We start from the raw sequence: 24974 nt of genomic DNA, 5'->3' as shown, positions 1-24974 counted from the left end.
GTGGGACTGAACAGACCTTAGGGAGGAGCGACATTCGGATTCTTCGTCCGAGCGGACGAGGAGCGCGAAGACGCTTGCGCCGAGTATCGACTCTGACGCGTCGCGCGGTGCGATGCGCACGTCTGGAGGAAGACTCCCATGAGCACAGAGAAAAATCTGGTGCGCTCGCTGAGCGTGGAGATCGCGGCACCCGCCGAGCTGGTCTGGTCGATCCTGATTGACCTGCCGAACTATCCGAAATGGAACCCCTACACCGTCAAGGTGGAATCGAGCCTGCGCCTGGGCGAGCCGGTCAACCTGTTCCTGCCCGACCCGGCGCAGCCCGGCGAACTGATTCATGTGGTCGAGCACCTGGCGGACTTCGAGCCGCACCGCCTGCTCGCCTGGGAAATGATCGCCAGCGCCGACAACCCGGACGCCGCGCGCCGCGAGCAGATCATCGAAGCCACCGGCCCGGACAGCTGCCGCTACCACACCACCGACCAGTTCCTCGGCCCCACCGCCGATCAGGTGATGGCCAACCACGGCCCGTGGGTCAAGCAGGGCTTCGACGCCGTGGCCCTGGCGCTCAAGGCGCGTGCCGAGGCATTGGTCGCGATACCCGCCTGATTCTGGCCGTCGCGGTTTTTTTCGTCCGCTCGGACGAAGAACCCGCGACGGCGCATTACCTACCGTGGTGTCACGCCGGCCCCGAGGACGGCAAGACACGAGGAGGTAAGTGATGTTGAGTCATCTGCAACGGCTGGAAGCGGAAAGCATCCAGATCATCCGCGAAGTGGTCGCCGAGTGTGAGAACCCGGTGATGCTCTACTCCATCGGCAAGGACAGCGCGGTGATGCTGCACCTGGCGATGAAGGCCTTCGCCCCGGGCAAGCCGCCCTTCCCCCTGCTGCACGTGGACACCACCTGGAAATTCCGCGAGATGATCGACTTCCGCGATCAGACCGCCAAACGCCTGGGCCTGGAGCTGCTGGTGCACATCAACCCCGAGGGTGTGGAGCGCGGCATCAACCCCTTCGAGCACGGTTCGGCGCTGCACACCGACATCTGGAAGACCCAGGGCCTGAAGCAGGCGCTGGACCACCATGGGTTCGACGCGGCCTTCGGCGGCGCGCGCCGCGACGAGGAGAAATCGCGGGCCAAGGAGCGGGTGTTCTCGATCCGTTCCGAGCAGCACCGCTGGGACCCCAAGCAGCAGCGTCCGGAACTCTGGAGCCTGTACAACACCCGCAAGCGCAAGGGCGAAAGCCTGCGGGTATTCCCGCTGTCGAACTGGACCGAGCTGGACATCTGGCAATACATTTTCCTGGAGCAGATCCCCATCGTGCCGCTGTATTTCGCCAAGGAGCGCCCGGTGGTGCGCCGCGACGGCACCCTGATCATGGTCGACGACGAACGCCTGCCGCTGCGCGACGGGGAAACCCCGGAGCTGCGCAAGGTGCGCTTCCGCACCCTGGGCTGCTACCCGCTCACCGGCGCCATCGACAGCGACGCCGACGACCTGCCGGCGATCATCCAGGAGATGCTCGTCAGCCGCACCTCCGAACGCCAGGGCCGCCTGATCGACAGCGACTCGGCCGGCTCCATGGAGAAGAAGAAACAAGAGGGGTACTTCTGATGAACGCCATCACCCAATCGGCACGCGACGACCTCACCGCCTACCTCGCCCAGCAACAGCACAAGCAACTGCTGCGCTTCATCACCTGCGGCAGCGTCGACGACGGCAAGAGCACCCTGATCGGCCGCCTGCTCTACGAATCCAAGGTGCTGTTCGAAGACCAGCTCGGCCAGCTGGAGGCCGACTCGAAGAAGCTCGGCACCCAGGGCGAGGAGCTGGACTTCGCCCTGCTGGTGGACGGCCTGGCCGCCGAGCGCGAACAGGGCATCACCATCGACGTGGCCTACCGCTTCTTCGCCACCGACAAGCGCAAGTTCATCGTTGCCGATACCCCCGGCCACGAGCAGTACACCCGCAACATGGTGACCGGCGCCTCCACCGCCGACCTCGCGGTGATCCTGGTAGACGCCCGCCAGGGCCTGCTGGTGCAGACCCGCCGGCACAGCTACCTGGTGTCCCTGCTGGGCATCCGCAAGGTGGTGCTGGCGATCAACAAGCTCGACCTGATGGACTACTCGCAGGACGTCTTCGACCGCATCGAACGTGACTACCGCGCCTTCGCCGCGCAGATCGGCCTCGACGACATCCAGTGCATCCCGCTCTCGGCGCTGCGCGGCGACAACATGCTCGAACCCAGCCCGAACACCCCCTGGTACCAGGGACCGAGCCTGCTGCAGTACCTCGAAAGCGTGCCGCTGGAGGAGTCACGGCAGAGCCAGGCGGCGTTCCGCCTGCCGGTGCAATGGGTGAACCGGCCGAACCTGGACTTCCGGGGCTTCAGCGGCAACATCGCCGCCGGCAGCATCCGCGTCGGCGAGCGCATTCGCGTGCTGCCTTCCGGCCAGCAGAGCGTGGTCAGCGGCATTCTCGGTACCGCCGGGCAGCAGCAGGAAGCCGTCTGCGGCCAGGCGGTGACCCTGACCCTGGAAGACGAGATCGACATCAGCCGCGGCGACCTGCTCACCCTGGCCGACGCCCCGGCGGAAGTGGCCGACCAGTTCGAGGCCACCCTGGTATGGATGGACCAGGACGCCCTGTTCCCCGGCCGCCCCTACCTGATGAAGATCGGCACCCGCACCGTCGGCATGAGCTGCACCAGCCTCAAGCACCGGGTCGACGTGAACACTCTCGAGCACTTGGCCGCGCGCACCCTGGAGCTGAACGAGATCGGCGTGTGCAACCTCAACCTGGACCGCCCGATCGCCTTCGATGCCTACGCCGACAACCGCGACACCGGCGGCTTCATCGTCATCGACCGGCTGAGCAACCGCACCGTTGGCGCCGGCATGCTGCACTTCGCCCTGCGCCGCGCGCAGAACGTGCACTGGCAGGCCATCGACGTGAACCGCGAGGCCCACGCCGCGCTCAAGGGCCAGACGCCACGGGTGCTGTGGTTCACCGGGCTGTCCGGCGCCGGCAAGTCGACCATCGCCAACCTGGTGGAACGCAAGCTGCACGCCCTCGGCCGGCACACCTACCTGCTCGACGGCGACAACGTCCGCCACGGCCTGAACCGCGACCTGGGCTTCACCGAGGCCGACCGCGTGGAAAACATCCGCCGCGTGGCCGAGGTGGCGAAGTTGATGCTCGATGCCGGGTTGATCACCCTGGTCTCCTTCATCTCGCCGTTCCGCGCCGAACGCGACATGGCGCGCAACCTGGCCGGCGAAGGCAATTTCCTGGAAATCTTCGTCGACACGCCGCTGAGCCTGGCCGAGGAGCGCGACCCCAAGGGCCTGTACCAGAAGGCCCGGCGCGGCGAGCTGAAGAACTTCACCGGCATCGACTCGCCGTACGAGGCGCCGCTGAGCCCGGAGATTCGCATCGATACCCGCCATGAATCGGCGGAGGCGGCTGCGGAGCGGATCGTGGAGATCCTGCTGAAGGGTTGATACGAGCGGTAAGGCACCAAGGCCCGCCCCCTCACCGGGGCGGGCCTTTGTTTTTCGTAGGGCGCATAACGCCTTTGGCGTTATCCGCCGTCTTGTTCGGCGTTCCTGCGCCGCTTCGGTGTGTGCTGATGTATTTGGTTTCGCCCCCTCGGGCGAGTCCCTTTTGGAGCCCCAAAAGGAACCAAAAGGGCCCGTCCCGACATCCGGGTCTTCGCTTCGCTCAGACTTCCCTCCTTCCGATATCGCTCCGAGGGTCGGCGTACAAGGGCCATCCCTGGCCCTTTACGCCTCTCGCGACATCCATGTCGCTCGCCCCTCTGCGCGATACCTCCACTCGGCCTCCTGACGGGACTCTGCGCGCGCCTGGGACTTTGGCTGCTTCATGCTGGATTGCTTTTCGTAGGATGGCGTGGAGCGAAGCGATACCCATCACGGCGGATAACGCTACGCGTTATTCGCCCTACGGAATACGGCCCGCGCGAGGCTCCTGGCTTTTCGTAGGAGCGAGCTTGCTCGCGAACAGAATTATCCGACCACATCGGTGTTGGGCGGTTCGCGAGCAAGCTCGCTCCTACAGGGTCGCGACAAACACCGGCGCTTTCCTGTCCGCACAGATTCCGCCGCGAGGGATTTCGCGGACAAGAGCTAGGCGCCCCCGTCGCTCCTACGGAAGCGCCGCTCCGCCCTGGCTCTCGCTCTGGCTCTCTAAGACTTCCAGAGAAATATCCGCGCACTCCGAGCGCCCCTTCAGGAGGCCGAGTGGAATCGGAGTTTCAGGGGTTGAGCGGCATGGATGCCGCGAGAGCGTCGTTGGGCCATGGATGGCCCGTCGACGCGCGCCCCTGAAACTTCGATGGAGCGAGGGGAGTCCCGCGAAGCGGGACCCGGATGCAGGGGCAAGACCTTTGCCCACTTTGGGTCGTTTGCCAAAGTGGGTCGCCCGAGGGGGCGAAACAGGACGTCCGCGCGCGCACCGAAGCGGCGCTGAAACACCCAAAAACAAAGCAGCGGATAATGCCCTAGGCGTTATCCGCCCTACGTAAAGCCAGAGCATCGCGGACGAAGTCCGCTCCTACGAGATCAAGAGCCCCTCACCCTAACCCTCTCCCGCAAGCGGGAGAGGGGACCGTCCGGTGCAGGATGAAACCATGACGTCAGCCGGCACGATCTACCCCCTCTCCCTTTGGGAGAGGGCTGGGGTGAGGGGCGTGTCGGCACAGACTGTCCATAAGAAGACAGTTGCTCCTACGAGGGGCATTCCAATCCGCGATGCGTCCGCCAACCGCCAGGCAAAAAAAAGCCCCGCAGGTAGATTTCCCCACGGGGCATGACCAGCCAAAGGATTCGGTTGTATCAGCTCGCCGCCAGCTCCCGCAGGGCGGCCTTGGTGACCTTGCCGGCGGCGTTCAGCGGCAGCGCGTCGAGCAGCATGGCGCGGCGCGGGGCCTTGTAGTTGGCCATGCGTTCGCGGCACCAGGCGAGGAACGCGTCGAGGTCGATGGACTGCCCGGCCGCCGGCAGCAGGAAGGCCATGGCCACCTCCCCCAGGCGCTCGTCGGGGATGCCGATCACCGCCGCCTGGGCCACGCCCGGGTAGCAGAGGATGGTCTGTTCGATCTCCGCCGGGTACACGTTGAAGCCGCCGTTGATGAACATGTCCTTGAGACGATCGGTGATGCGCAGGTAGCCGCGCTCATCCAGCACGCCGACATCGCCGGTGTGCAGCCAGCCTTCGGCGTCGATGGCTTCGGCGGTCGCTTCCGGATTGCCGAAGTAGCCCTGCATCAGGTTGTAGCCACGCACCACCACTTCCCCCGGCTCGCCGGCGGGAACGCTGCGGCCCTCGGCGTCCACGCAGCGCACCTCCACTTCGGGGAAGGCGCGGCCGCTGGTGGTGGCGATGGTTTCGGCATCGTCACCGGGGCGGCAGATGGTGACGAAGCCGCAAGTCTCGGTCAGGCCGTAGGCGGTGACGATGGTCTCGAAGCCCAGTTCGCTGCGCATGCGCCGGACCATTTCCACCGGCACCGAGGCGGCGCCGGTGACGGCCACGCGCAGCGAGCCCAGGTCATAGGCGCCGCGATCGGGATGCGCCAGCAGCGACTGGTACAGCGTCGGCGGGCCGGGCAGCACGGTGACGCGCTCGGCGGCCACCCGTTCGAGCAGCACGTTCACGTCGAACACCGCCTGCGGCAGGATGCAGCAGCCGCGCATCAGCGCCGCCAGCCAGCCGGCCTTGTAGCCGAAGCTGTGGAAGAAGGGATTGACGATCAGGTAGCGGTCGCCCTGGCGCAGGCCGACCATTTCGCTCCAGTCGCGCACCAGGCGCAGGTTCTGCCCGTGGGCGGTCATCACGCCCTTGGGCTTGCCGGTGGTGCCGGAGGTGAACAGCAGGTCGCACAGGTCGTCGCTGCCGACCGCCGCCTGGCGCTCTTCCAGCTGCGCCTCGGACACGCCATCGGCCAGGCCCAGGAACTCGTCCCAGCCCAGCGCGCCAGCTCGCTCGCCGCGCAGGATCACGCGCTGGCGCAGCGCCGGCAGGTCCTCGCCGGCCAGCAGCGCCGGGTAATCGTTGCCGAGGAAGTCGCCGATGACGAACAGCAGGCTGGCGCCGCTCTCGCGCAGCACCAGGCCGGCCTCGGCGCCCTTCATCCGGGTATTCAGCGGCACCAGCACGGCGCCCACGCTGTGCAGCGCGGTGGCCGCGACTATCCATTCCCAGTGGTTCGGCGCCCACACCGCGACCCGCTCGCCATGGCCGATGCCCAGTGCCAGCAGGGCACGGGCGGCACGCCGGCGCCACTGGTCGAGCTCTCGGTAATTCAGGCGGACGTCGCCGTCCTCGATGGCCGCTTGCTCGCCATAGGCGGTCGCCGTGGCGCTCAGCAGCTGGGGAATGGTCAGGGCGGATTGCGGGCTGGTCATGGCAGGAAAAACTCACGAACGAAAACCGAAGAAGGGCCGGCGCAGCGCCGGCCCGTTGCAGCGATGATCAAGCCTGCGGCGGAGCGAAACGCCGGCCGGCGGAGAAGCCGCCGTCGACGGCGATCATCTGCCCGCTGACGAAGGACGCATCGTCCGAGGCGAGGAACAGCGCGGCCTTGGCCACCTCTTCCGGCTGGCCGGCGCGGCTGAGCATGTGCTGCGAGGCGAAGAAGGCGTGGAAGGCAGCCTGTTCGCGCACCATCTGGGTCATCGGGGTTTCGATCAGGCCCGGGCAGAGGCCGTTGACGCGCACGTTGGCATGGCCGTAGTCGATGGCCATGGAGCGGGTCAGCTGGTTGATGCCGCCCTTGGCGACGTTGTAGGCGACGTTGCCGTCGCAGCCCTGCAGGCCGAAGATCGAGCCGATGTTGATGATCGAGCCGCTGCGCTGGGAGACCATCTGGCCCACGGCGTGCTTGCTGGTGAGCATGCTGCCGGTGAGGTTGATGTCGAGCACGCGCTGCCACTCGCGGGTGGACGAATCGGTGACGCTGCCACGGCTGGCGACGCCGGCGGCGTTGACCAGCACGTCGAGGCGGCCATGGCGCGAAACGACTTCGCCCATCACCTGCTCGACGTTGCTCTCGTTGCTCACGTCCAGGGCCATGAACAGGCCGGGGAAATCGGCGGGGGCGGTGCCTACGTCCAGGCCCACCACTTGTGCGCCTTCTTCCGCGAAGCAGCGTGCACACGCCAGGCCGATGCCCGATGCCGCGCCCGTGATCACCGCGACCTTGCCTTGCAGTCGATTCATTGCATACCTCTGGTCTTGTTGTTCTGAGGGTGTCCTGCGGCGGAAGTCTAATCAGCCGCCGGGAGATGGTGATCGTCCATTGAGACTAGCCAGACGGCAAGCCCGGAAAGCGTTCGAGCCCACCGGCGCCTGGCGGCGCCTCGGACCGAGGCCCGCGCCCACCTCAACCCGCTACGCCGAACCAGCTCTTGACCACGCGAAAATCCGCCGGGATGGGCGTCGTGACGTTGTCGAGCACGCGGCGGTAGCCGGTCGACAGGATCAGCCAGGCGCCATCGCGCTTGACGTATTCGTCCTGGTAGAACGCCGTGCCCTGCACGATCCAGTCGTTATCCAGATCGATCACCTGGTCTTCCAGGTACCACACGCCACGGGCGCGATCAGGCGCGAGCAGCTCGATCTCGGGATGGTGGCCCTGGTGCTTCGACAACAGGGTCGGACGATCCATCATCCCTTTCAGCCCGGCGATGAAAGCGTCGCGGCCGACGAACGCGTAAGCGCCGCTGTCCAGCTGGGTGGTGACGTCCTCGGCGAGGCAGGTGGCGAACAGCACCCAGTCGTGGGTATCGATGGCGCGAAAGTAACGGTACTTCAGCTGGCGGATCTGCTCGATCTCAAGAAGGACTTCGACGGACTCGACCATTTGTTTGGCTCCGGCGGTGGGGGGAGCACGAGCCTGTCAGCGCACCTGCCGCCGTTCATCGTCCAAGGGGACTAGCCCTAGTCCGATCGGCCGATTTCCATCACCCCGAACGATGCAAGTCTGCCCTTCCCTGCCTCATCGCAGGTCCTGCCAGGAGGCTCGCCGCCGCCCCACCCATGAAGTACGGGTGATCACGGGCAACGCCGCCTCCTTACAACAAGAATAAGGAGAAATCACGCATGAACATGCTGCAAGGCAAGGTGGCGCTGGTCACCGGTGGTGGTCAGGGCGTCGGCCAGGGCATCGCCTTCGCCCTCGCCGCCGAGGGTGCCAGGGTCGCAGTGGCGGGCCGTACCCGCGCCACGCTGGAACAGACCGTGGAGGAAATCCGCACGCGTGGCGGCGAAGCGCTCGCGGTGGAGTGCGACGTGATGAGCGCAAGCGATCTCGACCGTAGCGTGGCCCAGGTGGTGGAGGCTTTCGGCGGCCTCGACATCCTGGTCAACAACGCGCAGATCGTGCCGCTGGGACGCATCCTCGATGTCAGCGACGACGAATTCATGAAGGGCATCGACTCGGGCCCGATGGCTACGCTGCGCCTGATGCGCGCCTGCTACCCCCATCTCAAGGGCAACGGCTCGATCGTCAACCTGGCCTCCTCCGCCGCCGTGCGCTGGGATGCCTCCGGTTACGGCCACTACGCCGCGACCAAGGAAGCCATCCGCTCCCTCAGCCGCGCTGCGGCCTGCGAATGGGGCGTGGACGGCATCCGCGTCAACGTCATCGCTCCCCATGCGCTGTCGCCGGGCCTGCGCGGCTGGGTGGATGCCCACCCGGCGGAGGCCGAGGCGTTCTTCCAGAGCATTCCGCTGCGGCGCGTCGGCGACTGCGAAGCCGACATCGGCCGCACCGTGGCCTTCCTGGTCAGCGACAACGCCCGCTACCTGACCGGCGCCACCATCCCGCTGGATGGCGGCCAAGCCTACTGGGGTTGAACAAGGAGCTTTTCATGCAACGTCTGGAAAACAAGATCGCCATCGTCACCGGAGGCGCCCGCGGCATGGGCGCCGAAACCGCGCGCCTATTCGTCGCCGAAGGTGCCCGCGTGGTCATCGCCGACCTCCTGGAACAGGAAGGCGCGGCCCTGGCCGCCGAGCTGGGCGACGCGGCCAGCTTCCAGCGCCTGGACGTGAGCTGCGAGGAAAACTGGCAGCGCGTGGTACAGGCCACCCTGGAGCGTCACGGGCGAATCGACGTGCTGGTGAACAACGCCGCCGTGCTGGTGTTCGGCGCCATCGAGCAACTGTCCAAGGCGGAGTTCGAGCGGGCGCTGTCGATCAACCTGACCGGCACCTTCCTCGGCATCCACAGCGTGGCGCCGATCATGCGCGAACAAGGCCGTGGTTCGATCGTCAACATTTCCTCGGTGGACGGGCTGCGCGGCGTCAATGCCCTGGCCGCCTACGTGTCGAGCAAATGGGGCGTGCGCGGCCTGACCAAGGTCGCGGCGCTGGAGCTCGGCCCGCACGGCGTACGGGTCAACTCGGTGCATCCGGGCGGCGTCGACACCCTGATGTCCAACCCCTCCCGCGCCTCCCGCGACGAGCTGGCCGGGGCGTACCGCACGGTGCCGCAGCAACGCATCGGCGCGCCGGAGGAGATCGCCCGCGCCACGCTGTTCCTCGCCAGCGACGAAGCCAGCTACTGCAACGGCAGCGAACTGTCGGTGGATGGCGGCGTGGCCGCCGGCGCCTACTACCCCGGCCTGCCGGGCTCACCGATCTAGCCCGCAGCGGGCGGCCCGCTCCGGGCTGCCCGCACGGTTTCTCGCCAGCGACCGCTGGCGGCACGGCACTCATCCCCCGGCCAGCCAGGCCGACCTCCCGAATCCCCACGACAGTCCGTAAAACAGGCAAAAAAAACCCGGCCGAAGCCGGGTGAAGGAAGGGGCGGCACAAGCCCCACACTCGAGAGCAACTCGACAAAACCATTCAATCGGGGAAACGCACCCGCACCTCGCGGCTGCCGGCGCGGCCCTGGCAAGCCAGGGTCCAGCCTTCGGCGATCTCGGCGGCGCTGAGCACGTCGTTGCGCGGCAGCAGCACCTCGCCCTGCTCCACCTTGCACATGCAGGCGCCGCAGAAGCCCTCCTCGCAGGAGGCCGGCGGCGCAAGGCCGGCGCGGCGGCAACTTTCCAGCAGGGTTTCACCGGCGATGCAGGGCACCTGGTGCTCCTCGCCGTCCAGCGCCACCACCAGGCTTTCCGCACCGGATTCGGCGGCGGCGCTGCGGGCCTCTTCGCTGGCCGCTTCCAGCGCATCCGGGTCGGGCGGCGAAACGAAGCGCTCGACATGGATATGCGCGGAATCGACGCCTTCGCCCAGCAGCGTGCTTTCCACGGTATCCATGAACGGACCGGGACCGCAGATGAAGCATTCGGCCTCTTCCCAGCCGCGCAGCAGATGGCGCACATCGCTGGCGGCAAGGAAGCCCTGCAGGTTGTCCAGCACGTGGATCACCTGCAGGCGTTCGCCGTGCTCGGAGACCAGGCGGCGCAGCGCGTCGCGGAAGATCACCGAGTCGGTGTCGCGGTTGGCGTACACCAGGCGGATGCGGCAGTCGCGATGGGCCAGCGCCTCGCGGAGGATGGAGAACACTGGGGTGATCCCCGATCCGCCGCCGAACAGCAGCAGGTCGCGCGTCGGCTCGCCGAGGTGGAAGTGGCCGGCGGGCGGCAGCACCTCCAGCTCGTCGCCCGGACGCACACGTTCGTTCATCCAGTTCGACACCCGGCCACCGGCCACGCGCTTGACCGTCACCCGCAGCGTTTCGTCCAGCCCGGGCGTGCTGGACATGGAGTAGCAGCGCGTCAGGGTCTTGCCGTCGAGCGCCACGCGAAAGCTGAGGAACTGCCCGGCGCGGTACTTGAAGCGTCCGGCCAGCTCCGCCGGCACGCGCAGCACCAGCGAGCGCGCGTCGGCGGTTTCCTCGATGACGTCGGCCACTTCCAGGCGGTAGGTGCCGGCGGCGGTTGGCTCCGCTTGCGGCGCCAGGGTCTGCGCACTGCCCATCGTCACGCTCCGTCAGACGCCGCTGATCAGTTGGGCGTTGTCCACGCGCAGCTCGGCGCCGCTGATGAAGCGCGACTCGTCCGAAGCCAGGAACAGCACCACGTTGGCAATGTCCTTCGGCGCGCACATGCGGTTCATCGGGTCGGCATCGAGCGCTTCCTGGGGAATCGGCTGGCCGCCGGCCAGGGCCTGGGTCATGGGGGTGTTGACGCCATCCGGGTGCACGCTGTTGCAGCGGATGCGGTAGCCCTGCTGCTTGCAGTGCACGGCGATGGAACGGGTCATGGCCGCCACGGCGCCCTTGGACGCCGAGTAGGCGCAGAACGCCGCCATGCCGCCCAGGGCTGCCACGGAGGACATGTTGACGATGGAGCCGCCGCCGGTTTCCTTCATCGCTTCGATGGCGTACTTGCAGCCGAGGAAGTAGCCGTCGCCGTTGATGGTCTGCACCTTGCGCCACAGCTCCAGGCTGGTGTCCTCGATGCTGGCCACGGCCAGGATGGCAGCGTTGTTGACCAGCACGTCGAGACGGCCGAAGCGCTCCACGGTGGTCTTGATCACGTGTTTCCAGTCGCTTTCGCTGGAAATGTCATGGCGGATGAACAGCGCGTCGCCGCCGATCTCGGCGGCCACGGCACGGCCGGCCTCTTCGTTGAGATCGGTGATCACCACGCGGGCGCCTTCGGCGGCCAGCAGCAGGGCGTCCTCGCGGCCGATGCCGCTGGCCGCGCCAGTCACGATGCAGACTTTGCCTTGTACTCGATTCATGCTTGTTGTCCTTCAGGCGGTTTCAGGGATCGGGGCCTGCACGCGGGCCGCCATATGGGCGGCGGCGCGACGGCCGGAATACACGCAGTCGGCGATGGAGAGGCCGGATACGTAAAGATTGGAGGCGACACCCACGGCGTTGCGACCGGCGCTGTAGAGCCCCGGGATCGGCGCGCCATCGTCGTCCAGCACGCGGCCGCTGCGTTCGCAGACGCGCAGCCCGCCCAGGGTGATGGCCGGGCACGGGTAGAGCTTGCTGTCCACCGACAGGTCCAGGGCGAACCAGGGGCCATCGTCCAGGTCGGCGAGCATCGCCGGCGACTTGCCGAAGGCATCGGTGTGTTCGCCCCGGGCGGCGCGGCTGTATTCCTCGAGGGTGTGCTTGAGGTTCTCGGCCGGCACGCCGATGGCGCGGGCCAGGGCGGCGGGCGTATCGCCACGGCGACGGTTGAACAGCAGGTTGAGCAGCACCGGCAGGCGCTGGAACGACCAGACCTTGCTCGGCCCGACCTGGCGCAGCGACTCCTTGAGCAACGCGCGGTCGAGGATCAGGATGGCGCGGCCGCCCTGCTCTTCCACCATGGCATGGCCGAGAGTGGCGCCGTAGACCTCTTCGTTGCAGTAGCGCTCGCCGCGGGCGTTGACGATCACCCCACGGGCCCAGGCCAGCGGCGGGTTGATGAAGCGCCAGGCGCTGACCTTCTCCAGGCGTTGCGTTGCGGCGCCCACGCCAAGCCCCAGGCGGATGCCGCTGCCGTCGCAACCCGGCGTGCCCAGGGGCAGCGCGGGGAGATAGTGCGGCGCATGTTCGGCGAGCATGTCGCGGTTGAAGACGAAGCCACCGGCGCTGAGCAACACGCCCTTGCGCGCATGGATCAGGATCGGCTCGGCGTGTTCCAGCTCGATACGTCGCAGCGCGGCGATCAGGCGTTCGGCCAGCGGCGGCGCGTAGGGATGCACGGCGGTGGCCACGCGGCCGAGCCAGGCATGCCGGCGCGCAGCCAGGCTGCCCGGCGGCAGGCGCCAGGCTTCGACGCCGACCACGGCGCCGCTGGCATCCTGCACCAGCCGGCGCACCTGGCACTGGCTGTAGAGCTGCACGCCGTTCGCCTTCGCGGAAGTCCGCAAAGCGGAGAACAGTGCCGCACCGGACATTCCAGCACCTTTCGTACGGTGCCCGCGCGGAGCCGGACGAGCCAGGCTGGCATAGGCCGGCACCGACTCGTTGCCCGAGTAATAGAGGTAGTAGCGGTCGCTGGGATAGGACGTCTTGTGCGGCGGCACGCTGGCTTCGAAGCGCGCACCCTGGCGTTCCAGCCAGGCCAGCTGTTCGACGCTGCTATCGCAGAAATCGCGCAGGGTCTCGGCCTTCACGGCATCGCCGACTTCACCGCGCAGGTAGCTGAACATGGCTTGCGCGTCGTCGTTATAACCGGCACGGGCCTGGTACGGCGTACCGCCGCCGGCATAGACCACCCCGCCGCTGCGCGCCGTGGCACCGCCGCCAGTGAAGCGATCCAGGGCCAGCACTTCCAGGCCGCGTTCGCGGGCCTCCAGGGCGGCGCAGGCACCAGCGCCGCCGAAGCCGACCACCAGCAGGTCGGTGTGCGCGTGCCAGTTCGGCTGCACGCCTTCGGCCAGACGCAGCGGCGCAATCGGCCCGATGCCGCTCATGGCTCTCAACCCGCAGCTGCCACGTTCACCGGCTGCACGGCGACAGCGGTGGTGTAGGTGCCGTTGATGTAGATCAGCGGAGTGATGCGCGGGTTGTTGCGGATCTCGCGGATGCGTCCGATGAAGATGGTGTGGGTGCCATAGGCGAACTTGCCGTCCTGCTCGCAGATCACGCTGGACTGGGCATCGGCCAGGTACGGCACGCCGCACTCGGCGCTGCGCCAGTCACCGCTGGCGAAGCGGCCCTCGCCCTTCACCGGGCCGCTGCACAGGTGCGACAGGTGCTCCTGCTCCTGGCCGAGGATGTTCACGCAGAAGTCCGCGCCGGCATCCAGCACGCGGTGCAGGGAGGCGGTCTTGTTCACGCAGATCAGCAGCGACGGCGGCTCGGTGGACAGCGAATCAACGGCAGTGGCGGACATGGCGAAACGCTCGCTGCCATCGCTGGTGGTGATGATGGTCACCGACTTGGCCAGCCGGCGCATCGCCTGGATCATGTCGGCTTTCAGAGTGTCTTGGCTCATCGCACGGGCCTCATTGGGGTTTGTTGTTGTGCGATGAATTCTGTGACCGGGCCAAGGGCGCAACATCGTCCGAGGGGACTAGTCGCCCCGGCGCTCCGAAGCCGGGGCGGCATATGGTCCGTTTGTAGGATGTCGAGCCAGTTGCGCGTTGTTCAAATGCCAGCGAAGGCCCCCTGCGTAGCTGCGCGGTGGCCAAGCGCAGGCCCTGCGGGGCGACCACAGGAGAACAACAAGATGCTCGACCAGGAACTGATCCGCCAGCGCCTCCGCCAGCGCGCCCGTGAGCTGGTACCGGTGCTGCGCGAACGCGCCGCCGACGCCGCGCGCCAGGGCCAGCTGCCGGAGGAAACCATCCGTGACTTCCACGAAGCCGGCTTCTTCCGCATCCTCCAGCCGGCGCGCTGGGAAGGCTACGAGCTGGAGCCCAAGGACTTCTTCGAAGTGCAGATGACCCTCGCCGAGGGCTGCATGTCGTCCGCCTGGGTCCTGGGCGTGGTGGCCATCCACAACTGGCAGCTGGCCCTGTTCGACGACCGCGCCGCGCAGGACGTCTGGGGCAAGGACTCCAGCGTGCTGATCTCCTCTTCCTATATGCCGGTGGGCAAGGTCACCCCGGTGGAAGGCGGCTTCCGCCTGTCCGGTCGCTGGGGCTTCTCCAGCGGCAGCAAGCACTGCCAGTGGGCCTTCCTCGGCGCCATGGTGCCGCCGAGCGAACCGGGCGGCGCGCCGGACTACCGCACCTTCCTGGTACCACGCAGCGACTACCAGATCGTCGACAACTGGAACGTGATGGGCCTGGAAGCCACCGGCTCCCACGACGTGCTGGTGGAAGATGCCTTCGTCCCGGACTACCGCACCCACCGCGCCCTCGACGGCTTCATGCAGAACAGCCCGGGCAACGCGGTGAACACCGCCCCGCTGTTCCGCCTGCCGTTCGGGCAGATCTTCGTGCGTGCGGTGTCCTCTTCCGCCATCGGCGCCCTGCAGGGCGCGGTGAACCTGTTCGTCGAGCACAACCGTGCCCGCGTCGGCGTCAACGACGGTCGCAAGATGGGTCAGGACCCGGGCGCCCAGCAGGCGCTGGCGGACGCCATGGTGGTGGCCGACGAGTGCCGCACCGTGCTGCTGCGCAACTTCGAACTGATGATGCAGCGCGCCCGCGACGGCGAGCCGCTGACCATGCCCGAGCGGGTGAAGATGCGCTACGACTCGGCCCTGGTGGCGGACAAGTGCGCCCGCGCGGCCGGCGCGCTGATGTTCAACAGCGGCGCCTCCACCATCTTCCGCGAGCACCCTATCAACCGCACCTTCCGCGACATCCACACCGGTCGCGCGCACGTCGCCAACAGCCCGGCCAAGTACGCCTGGAACCTGGGCGGCGTGAGCATGGGTATGGACTCCACCGACTTCTTCCTCTGACCCACACACAAGAACTATCCGGCGTTTCGGCGTAGTCCATTCGGGCGATTCCGAGGCGCCGGCGAACACAGAACATGGCCCACGAGGCCGAACCCGTTGGCCGCCCATACTAACAAGGGACGCATCCCATGAAATTCTCTCTGATCTACGAAGCCCAGACCCTGGACAGCACCCGTGAAGGCGACCGTCGCGTCTTCGACGACACCGTCGAACAGGCCGTGCTGGCCGACAAGCTTGGCTTCGACACTTTCTGGTGCGTGGAGCACACCGCACTGACCAACTATTCCCACATGTCCGCCCCGGAGACCATGCTGGCCTTCGTCGCGGGCAAGACCGAGCGCATCGGTATCGGCCACGGCGTGGTCTGCCTGCCGCCGGCGATGAACCACCCGGTGAAGGTCGCCGAGCGCATCGCCACCCTCGACCTGCTGTCCAAGGGCCGCGTGCACTTCGGCGTCGGCAAGGGCGGCACCCAGCAGGAAGCCGGCACCTTCGGCTACGACCTGGCCACCCTGCAGCCGCAGATCGACGAAGCCATGTACCTCATCCCGAAGATGTTCGTGCAGGACGAGATCGAGCATAACGGCGAATACGTGAAGATCCCCAAGCGCCCGATCCATCCCAAGCCCTACCAGGATCCGCACCCGCCGATGTACCTGGCCTGCACCAACACCGAGTCGCTGAAGAACGCCGGCGGCCGTGGCATGGGTGCCCTGGTGCTGGGCTTCGGCGGCCCGGAAGAGATCGCCAAGAAAGTGGCCGTGTACCACGAGGCCTGGGACAACCGTGACGCAGCCAGCCAGGTCGGCTTCCGCCCCAACCGCCACATCGCCGCCCTGTGCCCGGCCATCGTCCTGGACGACAACGAGAAAGCCCGCGCCATCGGCATCCGTGGCCAGCGCTACTTCATGGAATCCCTGGCGTACTGGTACGCCGGCGGCGAGCGCCCGGACCCGGCCAAGTGGCAGGACGACACCTTCGTCGACGGCAACGGCCAGGCGGTGATCCGCTCGCGCTTCGCCTCCGAGGAAGTCGCCGTGGACTTCTCCGACCCGACCATGGCGATGATGAACCCCAACCACGCCTACGGCACCGTGAACGACTGCATCGGCTACGTGCAGCGCCTGATCGACGCCGGCGCCGATGAAATCCTCTTCATCTGCCAGATGGGCACCGTGCCGCAGTGGGCGCAGCTGGAAACCCTGAAGAACATCGGCGAGAAGGTCATCCCCTACTTCCGCGACAAGGCCAGGACCGCCTGAGTCGAGGTTCCGACCCGCTCCTGGCGGGTCGGACAGGGCAAGCACGGGGCGGCACCGGTTTCGGGCCGCCCCGTTTTCGTTTGGCGTTTCAACGCATGGCATCAATCAGCCCACGGAACTCCTGCTCCGAGAAGCCGCGCAGGGTCTGCGTGCGGATGTTGCCCAGCGACGCCACCTTGAGCAGCAGCGTGGTGGCGACGTCCTCCGCGCCTTCCACGATCAGCACCATGTCGTAGCCGCCCGTCGTCCAGTAGGCGGCCTTGACCGAGATACCGAGCTGCTCGGCCATTGCCCGGAAGGCCGTGTAGCGGTCGGGCGAGTCCTTGACGTTGCGGATGCCCTGGTCGGTGAAATTCACCAGGGAAATGAAGGTAGCCATGGTTCAGCTCCTGTCGGATGCATCGGCGACGGTCGAGGGTGCGGAAGCCACTGCACCGGAAGAAGACCGCCACCCTTCCCGACGTGCATGCACGCGGCATCCCTGCACCGCGAGCCACGTCGACCAGCACGCATCCGACGACCTCCACAGAACAGGCTTAGCAGCCCCCGCGCGCCCCGGCACGACCGCTGATCCGCTACCCCCCGGGCGGCATGCCGAACGGCCACCTATACTTTCCAGCCCACGGCCCGCCCTTCGGCTCGCGCGGCCTGTCCAGACACCCCAATCCCATACGGAGAACGGAAATGTCCCTACGAATAGGCGATGAAGCCCCCGACTTCACCGCAGACAGCACCGAAGGCACCCTGAACTTCCACCAGTGGATCGGCGATCACTGGGCGATCCTGTTTTCCCACCCGAAGGACTTCACCCCGGTCTGCACCACCGAGCTGGGCTACGTGGCCCGCCTGAAACCGGAATTCGACAAGCGCAACACCAAGGTGGTTGGCCTGAGCATCGACCCGGTCAGCGACCACCACGCCTGGGTCGGCGACATCGCCGAAACCCAGGGCCACGCGGTGAACTTCCCGCTCATCGGCGACGACGACCTGAAGGTGGCCAAGCTCTACGACATGATCCACCCCAACGCCAGCGGCGGCCCGCGCACGGCGGTGGACAACGCGACCGTGCGCTCGGTGTTCCTGATCGGCCCGGACAAGAAGATCAAAGCCACCCTGACCTACCCGATGAGCGCCGGGCGCAACTTCGACGAGATCCTCCGCCTGCTCGATGCCATCCAGCTCAACGCCAAGCACACGGTGGCGACGCCAGTGAACTGGAAGCCGGGCGACGACGTGATCATCCCGACCTCGGTGTCCAACGAGGACGCGCAGAAGAAATACCCGCAGGGCTTCAAGACCCTCAAGCCGTACCTGCGCGTGGTCGCCCAGCCCAAGTGACGCTCCACCCTCCTCCCCGGCAGCGGGGAGGAAGGTCCCAGTAGCCGGCTAGTCCGCACAGACGATGGCGCCGGCCGACACCCCATGCATGGTTGCAGCTCTTCGCCCGAATGGGTCCTGTCGTAAACGAGGAGCTTTGCCATGCAGAAGGTCATCTACCTGGTTTGGCGTGACAGCCGCGCCGATGCCGAGGACTTCATCCAGCAGTTGCGCACCGGGTTGGCGCCGCGCCTGGCCCAGTTGGGCGCACGCCATCTGCAGCTCAACCTGGATGATGCCGACGTGCGTCCGGCCGATGGCCTGCGCCAGGAGCAGGCCGGCCCGCTGCCGCACGCGGTGGTGAGCTTCTGGGTCGACAGCGCCGTGGGCGAATTCCGCCGCCCGTACGAGGAGGCGTTGCAGGCCGCCTGTGCGCGGATCGCCGGCTACCTGGTCTGCGAATCGGTGCCGATCCCCAACACCCGCTTCCCCGCCCAGGCCGGCCAGCGCACCCACGGTTTCTCCCAGCTGGCCTTCCTGCAGCTGCCGCCGCGCCTGACCCACGCCGCCTGGCTGGACATCTGGCAGAACCACCACATGCGGGTCGCCATCGACACCCAGGACAACTTCCTCTACGTGCAGAACCTCGTGGTGCAGGTGCTCACCCCTGGCGCCACGCCGCTCGCCGCTATCGTCGAGGAATGCTTCCCGCCGGCCGCGATGACCGACCCCATGGCCTTCTTCGACGCGCCGGGCGACGAGGCGAAATTCCAGGACAACCTCGCGGTGATGATGGACAGCTGCCAGCGCTTCATCGACTTCGACCAACTGGGCGTCGTGCTCACCAGCCAATACCCGCTGTGACAGGGAACGAACCGCCCTTGCGGAGCTGAACCGCCCTGCCCGCGCGGGCCTGCCATACTCAACGGCATGACCCGCGCGACCTTTCGCTTCTACGAGGAGCTCAACGACTTCCTGCCCGCCGACCGCCGCCGACGCGAGTTCGCTTGCGCCTGCCCGGACGGCGCGACGGTCAAGCACATGATCGAGGCACTGGGCATCCCTCACACCGAGGTGGAACTGATCCTGCTCGACGGCGAGTCGGTGGACTTCGACCGCGCCATCCTCGATGGCGACCGCCTGGCGGTCTACCCCATGTTCGAGCGCCTGGACATCAGCCCGCTGCTGCGCGTGCGCGCCAGCCCCCTGCGGGTGCTGCGCTTCGTCGCCGACGCCCACCTGGGCGGCCTCGCGGCGCTCTTGCGCATGAGCGGTTTCGACACCCTCTACGAGAACGCCTTCGACGACAGCGAGATCGCGCAGATCAGCGCACACGAAGGCCGCATCGTGCTCACCCGCGACCGCGAGCTGCTCAAGCGCAGCATCATCAGCCACGGCTGCTACCTGCACGCCCTCAAGCCACGGGAGCAACTGGCGGAGCTCTTCGAACGCCTCGACCTCGCCCGCAGCGCCCGGCCCTTCAGCCGCTGCCTGCGCTGCAACCACCCGCTGCGCGAACTGCCGGCGGAACAGGCGCGCTCGCGGGTACCGCCGAGGGTGGCCGAGCGACAGGCGCTGTTCCTCTCCTGCGACCATTGCGACCAGGTGTTCTGGGAAGGCTCCCACTGGCGGAGCATGCGGGCGTTGCTGGAGCCGTTGCTGCGCACCGGTAACGTCTAAGCAGGCGCACCGGCGCACTTCAATGCAGACAGGTTCCGCGGGCAGCTTCGCGACGGCGATCTGCCCCGGGCATCAATCAGGAACTGGGAACTGGAGTTGGCGCTGCGTGCTTGCGCTCTGGCTGTTCACCATGCAGTACAGCGCGCCGGCGAGGACCAGGCCGACGATCCAACTGATGTCCGCCCCCAGCCAATCCGCTACGAAGCCGGTGTAGAACGACAGCTTCATGAACGGCAGCGTGCCGATGATCGATGTGGCGTACACCGCCAGCGTTTTTCGATTGAAGCGTCCGTACAGACCGTTGGCGTCGTACAACTCGCCCACATCGTAGTGACCGCGACATACCCAGTAGTAGTCAGCCAGGTTGATCGCGCTCCAGGGGATCAGCAGATAGAGCTGGCCAATCAGGATGTCGGCGAAGAAGGTGTCAAACCGATACTGGGTGGCGATGGCGATCAGGGTTGCGGCGATGCTCAGCACCGCCATCACCAGGGCCTTTGCCGATGCCGTGACCTGCCGTAGCTCGCCAAAGGCTCCGAAGATCGTCACCGACGACATGTAGGCGCTGTACAGGCACAACACGTTGTACTGGATCACCCCGAGCGCGATAACGCCCAGCGCCAGCGGTGCCCAGGGGCCGAACAGCATGGCAATCGAGGTTGCCGGGTCATGCCCGAGCGCAGCCGGGACCAGGACGGCCATCAGGGCACCCAGCGCCATCATGGCGAAGGAGCCGAGCGCGCAGCCGCAGTAGGTCGTCCAGAACGTGGCGCGCGTACTGACATTGGCCGGCAGGTAGCGTGAGTAGTCCGCCACGTAGGGGCCATAACCCAGCGTCCAGGACGCCGCCTGGGCGACAACCAGGTTGAAGGCCGTCAGCGAGAAGCCCGCGCCAGCCACCGTTGTCGGGGCCGCATTGGCGGGGAGCAGCAGGATCAGGACCAGCGCGCAGGCAAATACGATCGTTGACGCCAGGCTCATCCACGCCCCCAGGCGGTGGATCAGCTCATAGCCCACGAACCCGATGACGAAGGTCAGAATGCCCACCATCACGATGGCCTGGTCATCGGTGACAGGCACCAGCGCCTTCAGGGCATCGCGCATCAGCACGCCACTGGCGGCCAGGAACAGCACCGCCGCGATGACCATCACCAGCAAGGGAATCGCGGCGCCATGCACACCGAATTGCGCGCGGCTCTGGATCATCTGCGGAACGCCCAGGTGAGGCCCCTGAGCGGAATGCGCGGCCATGAAGATGGTGCCGACGAGATTGCCGATCAGCAGGCCGAGCAATGTCCAGGCGAAGCTCAACCCCGAGGCGATACCCAAGGTACCGACCATCAGGGCCGTTACCTGGAAGTTGGAGCTGAACCAGATAGTGAACAACCGTCTGGGCGTGCCATAGCGCTCAGCGTGAGGGACAAACTCGATACTTCGCTTTTCAAGCTTCACGACCGCCTCCTGATTAATCCTCCGATTATCAGTGGCTTGTGGAGGGCCGTTCGGCTTGGCTACGAACATCTCGTAGCTACCAGCGACCCCGGCGATCGGCGGTGCGTCTACCCTGCGGCTATCTGTTCAGGGGTGGGTTCTGCCGGGCGCGAGTGGCCCAGCAGGTGAAGAGCAGCCTCGAAGCCCCGGGGCTTTTCGTTCTAGTCGTTCACCGGCAGGACTGCACTACCGCCCTCAGTTTCTTCTCATGCCCGATTCACTGTAGCGCGCTGGCGCCTTGCCGCTATCCAATCGCCCAAGCCGCCCACCGCATCCGCCCCTTGCCTCTACGCTCGCCCCAGTTCCTCGCGCATGCGCTTGACCTCGCGGTGCAGTTCGCGCTGCTGGAAAGCATCGCGCAACTGGTTGCGCAGGTCGTCCGGGGCCCAGGGATCGGTGACGAAGCGATGGATCACGCCCTCGTTTACCGCCTTGAGGATGCCTCCCACCTCGGCGGCACCGCAGAGGGCCATGCGAATCGCCTCCGGGTGGATCACCTTGATCCGCCGCAGGAAATCCACCCCGTCCTGGTCAGTCAGGGAAAGGCCGGCCAGTACCACATCCACCGGGTGGGTCACCATGAGCTTGAATGCCGCTTCACTGGAGTCAGCGCTGAGTACCCGGTAGTTCTCCAGGCGCAACGCTTGCCGGAGCACGTCAAAGGTGCCGGCGTCACCATCGGCTACCAGCAGGTAACGGTCGCCGCCGTCGAGGATGTTCACCGGCAGGGGCAGCGCCGGGTCGTCCTGGAGGAACTGCAGGCAGGCCAAGGGTGGTAGCGGCGGGGAATAGTAGTAGCCCTGCATCTCGTCGCAACCGGCGGCACGCAGAAAACCCAGTTGCTCCACACTCTCCACCCCTTCGGCGATGACCTTGATGCCGAGGTTGTGGCCCATGGAGATCATTGAGCGTGTCAGGGAGGCGCTGTCGGGCTCGGTGAGAACACCGTCGACGAAGCTGCGGTCGATCTTCAACTGGCTGAAGGGGAAATGCTTGAGGTAGCCGAGGGACGAATACCCGGTGCCGAAGTCGTCGATGGAGAAGTGGATGCCCTCGGCGCTGAGCGCGCGCATTTTCAGGAGGACATCGTCAGCGTTGGTCATCAGGATGCTCTCGGTCAGCTCGATCTTGATCCAGTGAGGCGGGATGTGGTGGAGCTCGAGAAGGCCCAGCACGCGCTCGACGAAATCGGCCTCGGCGAAGCTGATGGCGGAGAGGTTGACCGCCATGGTCAGTCCCTGATTGAACGCGTCACGCCAGGTGCACAGTTGCCGGCAGGCCATATCGAGCACGTAGAAGTCGATGGCGACTATCCAGCCGGTTTCCTCGGCGAGGGGAATGAACTCGTCCGGGCTGACCATCCTGCCGTTGCGGTTCCAGCGTACCAGTGCTTCGAATCCGCACAGGCGCCCGCTCTGCAGGTCCATCTGCGGCTGGTAGACCACCATGAACTCCTGGTTCTGCAGACCTAGGCGGGTTTCCTGCTCCATCGACAAGCGCTTCTGCACCTGCTCGTTCATCTCCGGCATGAAGGCACAGATGCGGTTACGCCCCTGGTGCTTGGCCTGGTACATCGCCGTGTCGGCGTTGCGCAGCAGCGTGACGGCGTCGCGGCCATCGCTGGGATAGCAGCAGAAACCGATGCTGCAGCTGACCGCCACTTCCTGCTCGTCCAGCATCATGGGCGCCGCGATACTCTGCTTGAGTCGCTCGAGCAGGGTCACCTGCTCGCTCAGCTGGTCGATTTCCACCAGGAGGACGATGAATTCGTCGCCGCCCAGACGCGCCACGGTATCGATCTCCCGGGCACTCTCCCGCAGGCGGTTGGCGATCTGGACCAGCAACTGGTCGCCGGCGTTGTGGCCGAGGCTGTCGTTGACCACCTTAAAGCGATCGATGTCCATGAAGGCCAGCGTGAAGCGGCTATGGTTACGCGCGGCCAGGGCAATGGCCTGGTTGATGCGGTCGTTGAGCAGGTTGCGGTTGGGCAGGCCGGTGAGGCTGTCGTAGTTGGCTTGGTGCTCCAGTTCGTCCTGGTAGCGTTTGCTTTCGGTAACGTCGTGGAGAATTCCGACAAAGTGGCTGACCTTGCCGCGGTCGTTCACCACCGGCGACACCTTGAGGTCGTTCCAGAACGCAGAGCCGTCCTTGCGGAAATTGCGCAGCAGCGCACCGCCCTCCTCTTGGGCTGCCAGGAGCCGGCGGATACTGTCCAGGCTCGGCTGAGCCCGGTCCTCGCCCTGGAGGAGACGGCAGTTGCGCCCCAGCACCTCTTCGGCCGAGTAGCCGGTGATGCGCTCGAAGGCCGGGTTGACGTAGACGATGGGCTGGTCAGGCTGTTCGTTATCGGTGATCACCACTGCGTTGACACTGGCCTCTACGGCTCGTGTCAGGGTCCGCATCTCCAGATCGCGATTGCGTTGCTCGGTGATGTCCTGAAACACCACGATCGCGCCCTGGATGACCTCGCTCCTGTCGAAGAAGGGCACAGCCGAGTTGAGGATGGTCTTTTGCCCGCCCTTGAAGGTCTGGATGTCGATGACTTCGTTACGCGACACCTGTCCCTGGCGCACTGCGCGAATCGCCGACCAGTTTTCCGCCGTCACTGGCTCGCCGCTCTCCGCCCACCAGCCGCGGTATTGCTCGTAGCCTTCCGAGGCGATGGAAAGCGGCCCGCCCCAGATCAGGCTGCTTTCCGGATTGCTCATGACCAGCCGCCCCTGCTGGTCGGTCACCAGGACCCCTACTGGCAGGCTGTCCAGCACCCTGCGCAGCAGCGCTTCGCTCTGTGCCAGTGCCTCGGTGCGCTGCTCTACCAACTGTTCCATGCTCTCGAACAGACGCACCCGGCCCAGGGCCATGGCCAGTTGGCGACCAATGGATGCCAGGGCATGGAGGGCCTCCTCGGGCCAGGCCCGGGCATCGCGCTGCACCACGTTGAGCATGCCGATGATCTCGCCAGCCAGGACCAACGGGATGCTTGCGTGCACCGGCTTGCCGGGGAGCGCGACAAGAGCCGGGCAGCCCTCGAAGTTGCTCGGCTGGACCAGGCCATCGCTGACCCAGGCATGCCGGCACGGACAGTCGCTGGCGCATCGGGCGACGACATCCGGGTCATAGCCCTTCCCGCGCGTGCGCAAGCCCGCCAGGCGCACCGCATTGTCCGACTCGCGCGCATCGGTCATCAGCAGCCACGCGCCGCCAGCGTCGGGGAATTCGAGGATGCGCCGCAGTGCGGCATCGATCACGTGCTGTTCGTCGCGGGCGTCGGTCAGGCCGCTGGTGAAGTGGAAAAGGCAGTTGAGCAGCGAGTTGCTGCGCGCCAGCTCGTCATGCTTGAGCTGCAGTTCGTGGTTCAGCCGCACACCCTGCTCGTAGGTGGAAATCAGCAGGTCGAGGATCTGCTGGCGGCCGGCGGTGATGAAGTGGCGCTCCCCTTCCAGCACCACCTCCACGCCCATCTGCACCCGTTCGTGGGTGCGCAGCTCCAGATTCACCAGGAAGTAGCGAATGCGCGACATCAGGTACTTCTCATCGAATGGCTTGACGATGAAGTTGTCGGCGCCCGAGGCCAATCCGTGCACCACGTCGCGGGCATCGGCCAGGGAAGTGACGAGAATGACCGGGATATTCTGGGTCTGGGCCCCCCCCTTGACCCGCCGGCACAACTCGTAGCCGTCCATCTCCGGCATCACGATGTCGCTGATGATAATGGTCGGCCGGCGCACGGCAATCATACTCAGCGCCTCGACGCCGTTGCGTGCAAGACTCACCTTGCATCCGACCGATTCGAGCATGTACTGCAGCTCGGTGGCCTGCGTCGGGCTGTCTTCCACCACCAGGATTTCGGCATCCGTGTACATGGTGTCCATCCCC

General features: G+C 66.4%; 20 protein-coding genes. 10 read left to right on the top strand and 10 right to left on the bottom strand.

Going from position 1 to position 24974, the window contains the following annotated elements; translation table 11 throughout:
• Nucleotides 1–138: 138 nt before the first annotated feature.
• The 3 genes from ACQ5BL_RS06055 to cysN all read left to right on the top strand — a co-directional run bounded on the left by ACQ5BL_RS06055 (nt 139) and on the right by cysN (nt 3510).
• Entirely contained in the window at nt 139–609 is a 471-nt protein-coding gene (locus ACQ5BL_RS06055; RefSeq protein ID WP_243804688.1) for an SRPBCC domain-containing protein, read from the top strand.
• A 112-nt stretch (nt 610–721) separates the two neighbouring features.
• Nucleotides 722–1618 carry a sulfate adenylyltransferase subunit CysD gene (gene cysD / locus ACQ5BL_RS06050; RefSeq protein WP_243804689.1) on the top strand — a complete coding sequence of 299 codons (897 nt, stop codon included), beginning with the start codon at nt 722–724 and terminating at the stop codon, nt 1616–1618.
• On the top strand, nt 1618–3510 hold the full coding sequence (gene cysN / locus ACQ5BL_RS06045) for a sulfate adenylyltransferase subunit CysN (RefSeq protein ID WP_243804691.1): 1893 nt from the start codon (nt 1618–1620) through the stop codon (nt 3508–3510). The genes cysD and cysN overlap by 1 nt, the downstream gene beginning before the upstream one ends.
• Nucleotides 3511–4863: 1353 nt before the next feature.
• Here the strand turns inward: cysN and ACQ5BL_RS06040 are convergent.
• The 3 genes from ACQ5BL_RS06040 to ACQ5BL_RS06030 all read right to left on the bottom strand — a co-directional run bounded on the left by ACQ5BL_RS06040 (nt 4864) and on the right by ACQ5BL_RS06030 (nt 7892).
• The gene (locus ACQ5BL_RS06040) at nt 4864–6435 is read right to left on the bottom strand and encodes a FadD3 family acyl-CoA ligase (protein WP_243804693.1); all 1572 of its coding nucleotides are present in this window, start codon (nt 6433–6435) and stop codon (nt 4864–4866) included.
• A gap of 67 nt (nt 6436–6502) precedes the next feature.
• Complete coding sequence (locus tag ACQ5BL_RS06035) at nt 6503–7249, bottom strand: SDR family NAD(P)-dependent oxidoreductase (RefSeq protein WP_243804695.1); 747 nt, start codon at nt 7247–7249, stop codon at nt 6503–6505.
• A gap of 163 nt (nt 7250–7412) precedes the next feature.
• Nucleotides 7413–7892 (bottom strand): nuclear transport factor 2 family protein, encoded by a 480-nt coding sequence (locus ACQ5BL_RS06030; protein WP_243804697.1) that lies wholly within the window; start codon nt 7890–7892, stop codon nt 7413–7415.
• 239 nt (nt 7893–8131) lie between these two features.
• On the opposite strand from ACQ5BL_RS06030, the gene ACQ5BL_RS06025 reads away from it, so the two are divergent.
• Both ACQ5BL_RS06025 and ACQ5BL_RS06020 read left to right on the top strand, forming a co-directional pair.
• The gene (locus ACQ5BL_RS06025) at nt 8132–8887 is read left to right on the top strand and encodes an SDR family NAD(P)-dependent oxidoreductase (protein ID WP_243804699.1); all 756 of its coding nucleotides are present in this window, start codon (nt 8132–8134) and stop codon (nt 8885–8887) included.
• Between the two features lie 14 nt (nt 8888–8901).
• Nucleotides 8902–9678: a glucose 1-dehydrogenase gene (locus ACQ5BL_RS06020; protein WP_243804701.1), complete on the top strand. Its 777-nt coding sequence runs from the start codon at nt 8902–8904 to the stop codon at nt 9676–9678.
• Nucleotides 9679–9883: 205 nt separating this feature from the next.
• Here the strand turns inward: ACQ5BL_RS06020 and ACQ5BL_RS06015 are convergent, their stop codons facing one another.
• Genes ACQ5BL_RS06015 through ACQ5BL_RS06000 form a run of 4 tightly spaced genes read right to left on the bottom strand, consistent with a single transcriptional unit; the run spans nt 9884 to nt 13929 of the window.
• The gene (locus tag ACQ5BL_RS06015) at nt 9884–10963 is read right to left on the bottom strand and encodes a ferredoxin--NADP reductase (RefSeq protein WP_243804703.1); all 1080 of its coding nucleotides are present in this window, start codon (nt 10961–10963) and stop codon (nt 9884–9886) included.
• A 12-nt stretch (nt 10964–10975) separates the two neighbouring features.
• On the bottom strand, nt 10976–11731 hold the full coding sequence (locus ACQ5BL_RS06010) for a glucose 1-dehydrogenase (protein WP_243804704.1): 756 nt from the start codon (nt 11729–11731) through the stop codon (nt 10976–10978).
• Between the two features lie 12 nt (nt 11732–11743).
• Nucleotides 11744–13405: an FAD-binding protein gene (locus ACQ5BL_RS06005; RefSeq protein ID WP_243804706.1), complete on the bottom strand. Its 1662-nt coding sequence runs from the start codon at nt 13403–13405 to the stop codon at nt 11744–11746.
• Between the two features lie 5 nt (nt 13406–13410).
• Nucleotides 13411–13929 (bottom strand): flavin reductase family protein, encoded by a 519-nt coding sequence (locus tag ACQ5BL_RS06000; protein ID WP_207883415.1) that lies wholly within the window; start codon nt 13927–13929, stop codon nt 13411–13413.
• Nucleotides 13930–14163: 234 nt separating this feature from the next.
• Here ACQ5BL_RS06000 and ACQ5BL_RS05995 point away from each other — a divergent pair, with 234 nt between their 5' ends.
• Entirely contained in the window at nt 14164–15348 is a 1185-nt protein-coding gene (locus tag ACQ5BL_RS05995; RefSeq protein WP_243804708.1) for a flavin-dependent monooxygenase, read from the top strand.
• 128 nt (nt 15349–15476) lie between these two features.
• Nucleotides 15477–16610, top strand: a complete 1134-nt coding sequence (locus ACQ5BL_RS05990; RefSeq protein ID WP_243804710.1) for an LLM class flavin-dependent oxidoreductase — start codon at nt 15477–15479, stop codon at nt 16608–16610.
• Nucleotides 16611–16698: 88 nt separating this feature from the next.
• Here ACQ5BL_RS05990 and ACQ5BL_RS05985 read toward each other — a convergent pair whose 3' ends face one another.
• Nucleotides 16699–16989: a GYD domain-containing protein gene (locus ACQ5BL_RS05985; RefSeq protein ID WP_207883409.1), complete on the bottom strand. Its 291-nt coding sequence runs from the start codon at nt 16987–16989 to the stop codon at nt 16699–16701.
• Between the two features lie 305 nt (nt 16990–17294).
• On the opposite strand from ACQ5BL_RS05985, the gene ACQ5BL_RS05980 reads away from it, so the two are divergent.
• From ACQ5BL_RS05980 to ACQ5BL_RS05970, 3 genes are all read left to right on the top strand, one after another.
• Nucleotides 17295–17948: a peroxiredoxin gene (locus ACQ5BL_RS05980; protein ID WP_207883406.1), complete on the top strand. Its 654-nt coding sequence runs from the start codon at nt 17295–17297 to the stop codon at nt 17946–17948.
• A 141-nt stretch (nt 17949–18089) separates the two neighbouring features.
• Nucleotides 18090–18791, top strand: a complete 702-nt coding sequence (locus ACQ5BL_RS05975; RefSeq protein WP_207883404.1) for an EthD domain-containing protein — start codon at nt 18090–18092, stop codon at nt 18789–18791.
• A gap of 66 nt (nt 18792–18857) precedes the next feature.
• The gene (locus ACQ5BL_RS05970; protein WP_207883402.1) at nt 18858–19607 is read left to right on the top strand and encodes a Mut7-C ubiquitin/RNAse domain-containing protein; all 750 of its coding nucleotides are present in this window, start codon (nt 18858–18860) and stop codon (nt 19605–19607) included.
• 72 nt (nt 19608–19679) lie between these two features.
• Here ACQ5BL_RS05970 and ACQ5BL_RS05965 read toward each other — a convergent pair whose 3' ends face one another.
• Both ACQ5BL_RS05965 and ACQ5BL_RS05960 read right to left on the bottom strand, forming a co-directional pair.
• On the bottom strand, nt 19680–21059 hold the full coding sequence (locus ACQ5BL_RS05965; RefSeq protein ID WP_243804711.1) for a purine-cytosine permease family protein: 1380 nt from the start codon (nt 21057–21059) through the stop codon (nt 19680–19682).
• 326 nt (nt 21060–21385) lie between these two features.
• The gene (locus ACQ5BL_RS05960; protein WP_243804713.1) at nt 21386–24961 is read right to left on the bottom strand and encodes an EAL domain-containing protein; all 3576 of its coding nucleotides are present in this window, start codon (nt 24959–24961) and stop codon (nt 21386–21388) included.
• Nucleotides 24962–24974 lie beyond the last annotated feature (13 nt).

The organism is Pseudomonas sp. B1-22 (assembly GCF_050474425.1).
GTDB lineage: Bacteria > Pseudomonadota > Gammaproteobacteria > Pseudomonadales > Pseudomonadaceae > Pseudomonas.
This window is presented reverse-complemented; position numbering and strand designations above follow the sequence as displayed.

What these genes read in the sequence shown, in the direction of transcription:
- ACQ5BL_RS06055 (WP_243804688.1), top strand. Translation starts at nt 139, where the DNA reads ATGAGCACAGAGAAAAATCTGGTGCGCTCGCTGAGCGTGGAGATCGCG.
- cysD (WP_243804689.1), top strand. Translation starts at nt 722, where the DNA reads ATGTTGAGTCATCTGCAACGGCTGGAAGCGGAAAGCATCCAGATCATC.
- cysN (WP_243804691.1), top strand. Translation starts at nt 1,618, where the DNA reads ATGAACGCCATCACCCAATCGGCACGCGACGACCTCACCGCCTACCTC.
- ACQ5BL_RS06040 (WP_243804693.1), bottom strand. Translation starts at nt 6,435, where the DNA reads ATGACCAGCCCGCAATCCGCCCTGACCATTCCCCAGCTGCTGAGCGCC.
- ACQ5BL_RS06035 (WP_243804695.1), bottom strand. Translation starts at nt 7,249, where the DNA reads ATGAATCGACTGCAAGGCAAGGTCGCGGTGATCACGGGCGCGGCATCG.
- ACQ5BL_RS06030 (WP_243804697.1), bottom strand. Translation starts at nt 7,892, where the DNA reads ATGGTCGAGTCCGTCGAAGTCCTTCTTGAGATCGAGCAGATCCGCCAG.
- ACQ5BL_RS06025 (WP_243804699.1), top strand. Translation starts at nt 8,132, where the DNA reads ATGAACATGCTGCAAGGCAAGGTGGCGCTGGTCACCGGTGGTGGTCAG.
- ACQ5BL_RS06020 (WP_243804701.1), top strand. Translation starts at nt 8,902, where the DNA reads ATGCAACGTCTGGAAAACAAGATCGCCATCGTCACCGGAGGCGCCCGC.
- ACQ5BL_RS06015 (WP_243804703.1), bottom strand. Translation starts at nt 10,963, where the DNA reads ATGGGCAGTGCGCAGACCCTGGCGCCGCAAGCGGAGCCAACCGCCGCC.
- ACQ5BL_RS06010 (WP_243804704.1), bottom strand. Translation starts at nt 11,731, where the DNA reads ATGAATCGAGTACAAGGCAAAGTCTGCATCGTGACTGGCGCGGCCAGC.
- ACQ5BL_RS06005 (WP_243804706.1), bottom strand. Translation starts at nt 13,405, where the DNA reads ATGAGCGGCATCGGGCCGATTGCGCCGCTGCGTCTGGCCGAAGGCGTG.
- ACQ5BL_RS06000 (WP_207883415.1), bottom strand. Translation starts at nt 13,929, where the DNA reads ATGAGCCAAGACACTCTGAAAGCCGACATGATCCAGGCGATGCGCCGG.
- ACQ5BL_RS05995 (WP_243804708.1), top strand. Translation starts at nt 14,164, where the DNA reads ATGCTCGACCAGGAACTGATCCGCCAGCGCCTCCGCCAGCGCGCCCGT.
- ACQ5BL_RS05990 (WP_243804710.1), top strand. Translation starts at nt 15,477, where the DNA reads ATGAAATTCTCTCTGATCTACGAAGCCCAGACCCTGGACAGCACCCGT.
- ACQ5BL_RS05985 (WP_207883409.1), bottom strand. Translation starts at nt 16,989, where the DNA reads ATGGCTACCTTCATTTCCCTGGTGAATTTCACCGACCAGGGCATCCGC.
- ACQ5BL_RS05980 (WP_207883406.1), top strand. Translation starts at nt 17,295, where the DNA reads ATGTCCCTACGAATAGGCGATGAAGCCCCCGACTTCACCGCAGACAGC.
- ACQ5BL_RS05975 (WP_207883404.1), top strand. Translation starts at nt 18,090, where the DNA reads ATGCAGAAGGTCATCTACCTGGTTTGGCGTGACAGCCGCGCCGATGCC.
- ACQ5BL_RS05970 (WP_207883402.1), top strand. Translation starts at nt 18,858, where the DNA reads ATGACCCGCGCGACCTTTCGCTTCTACGAGGAGCTCAACGACTTCCTG.
- ACQ5BL_RS05960 (WP_243804713.1), bottom strand. Translation starts at nt 24,961, where the DNA reads ATGTACACGGATGCCGAAATCCTGGTGGTGGAAGACAGCCCGACGCAG.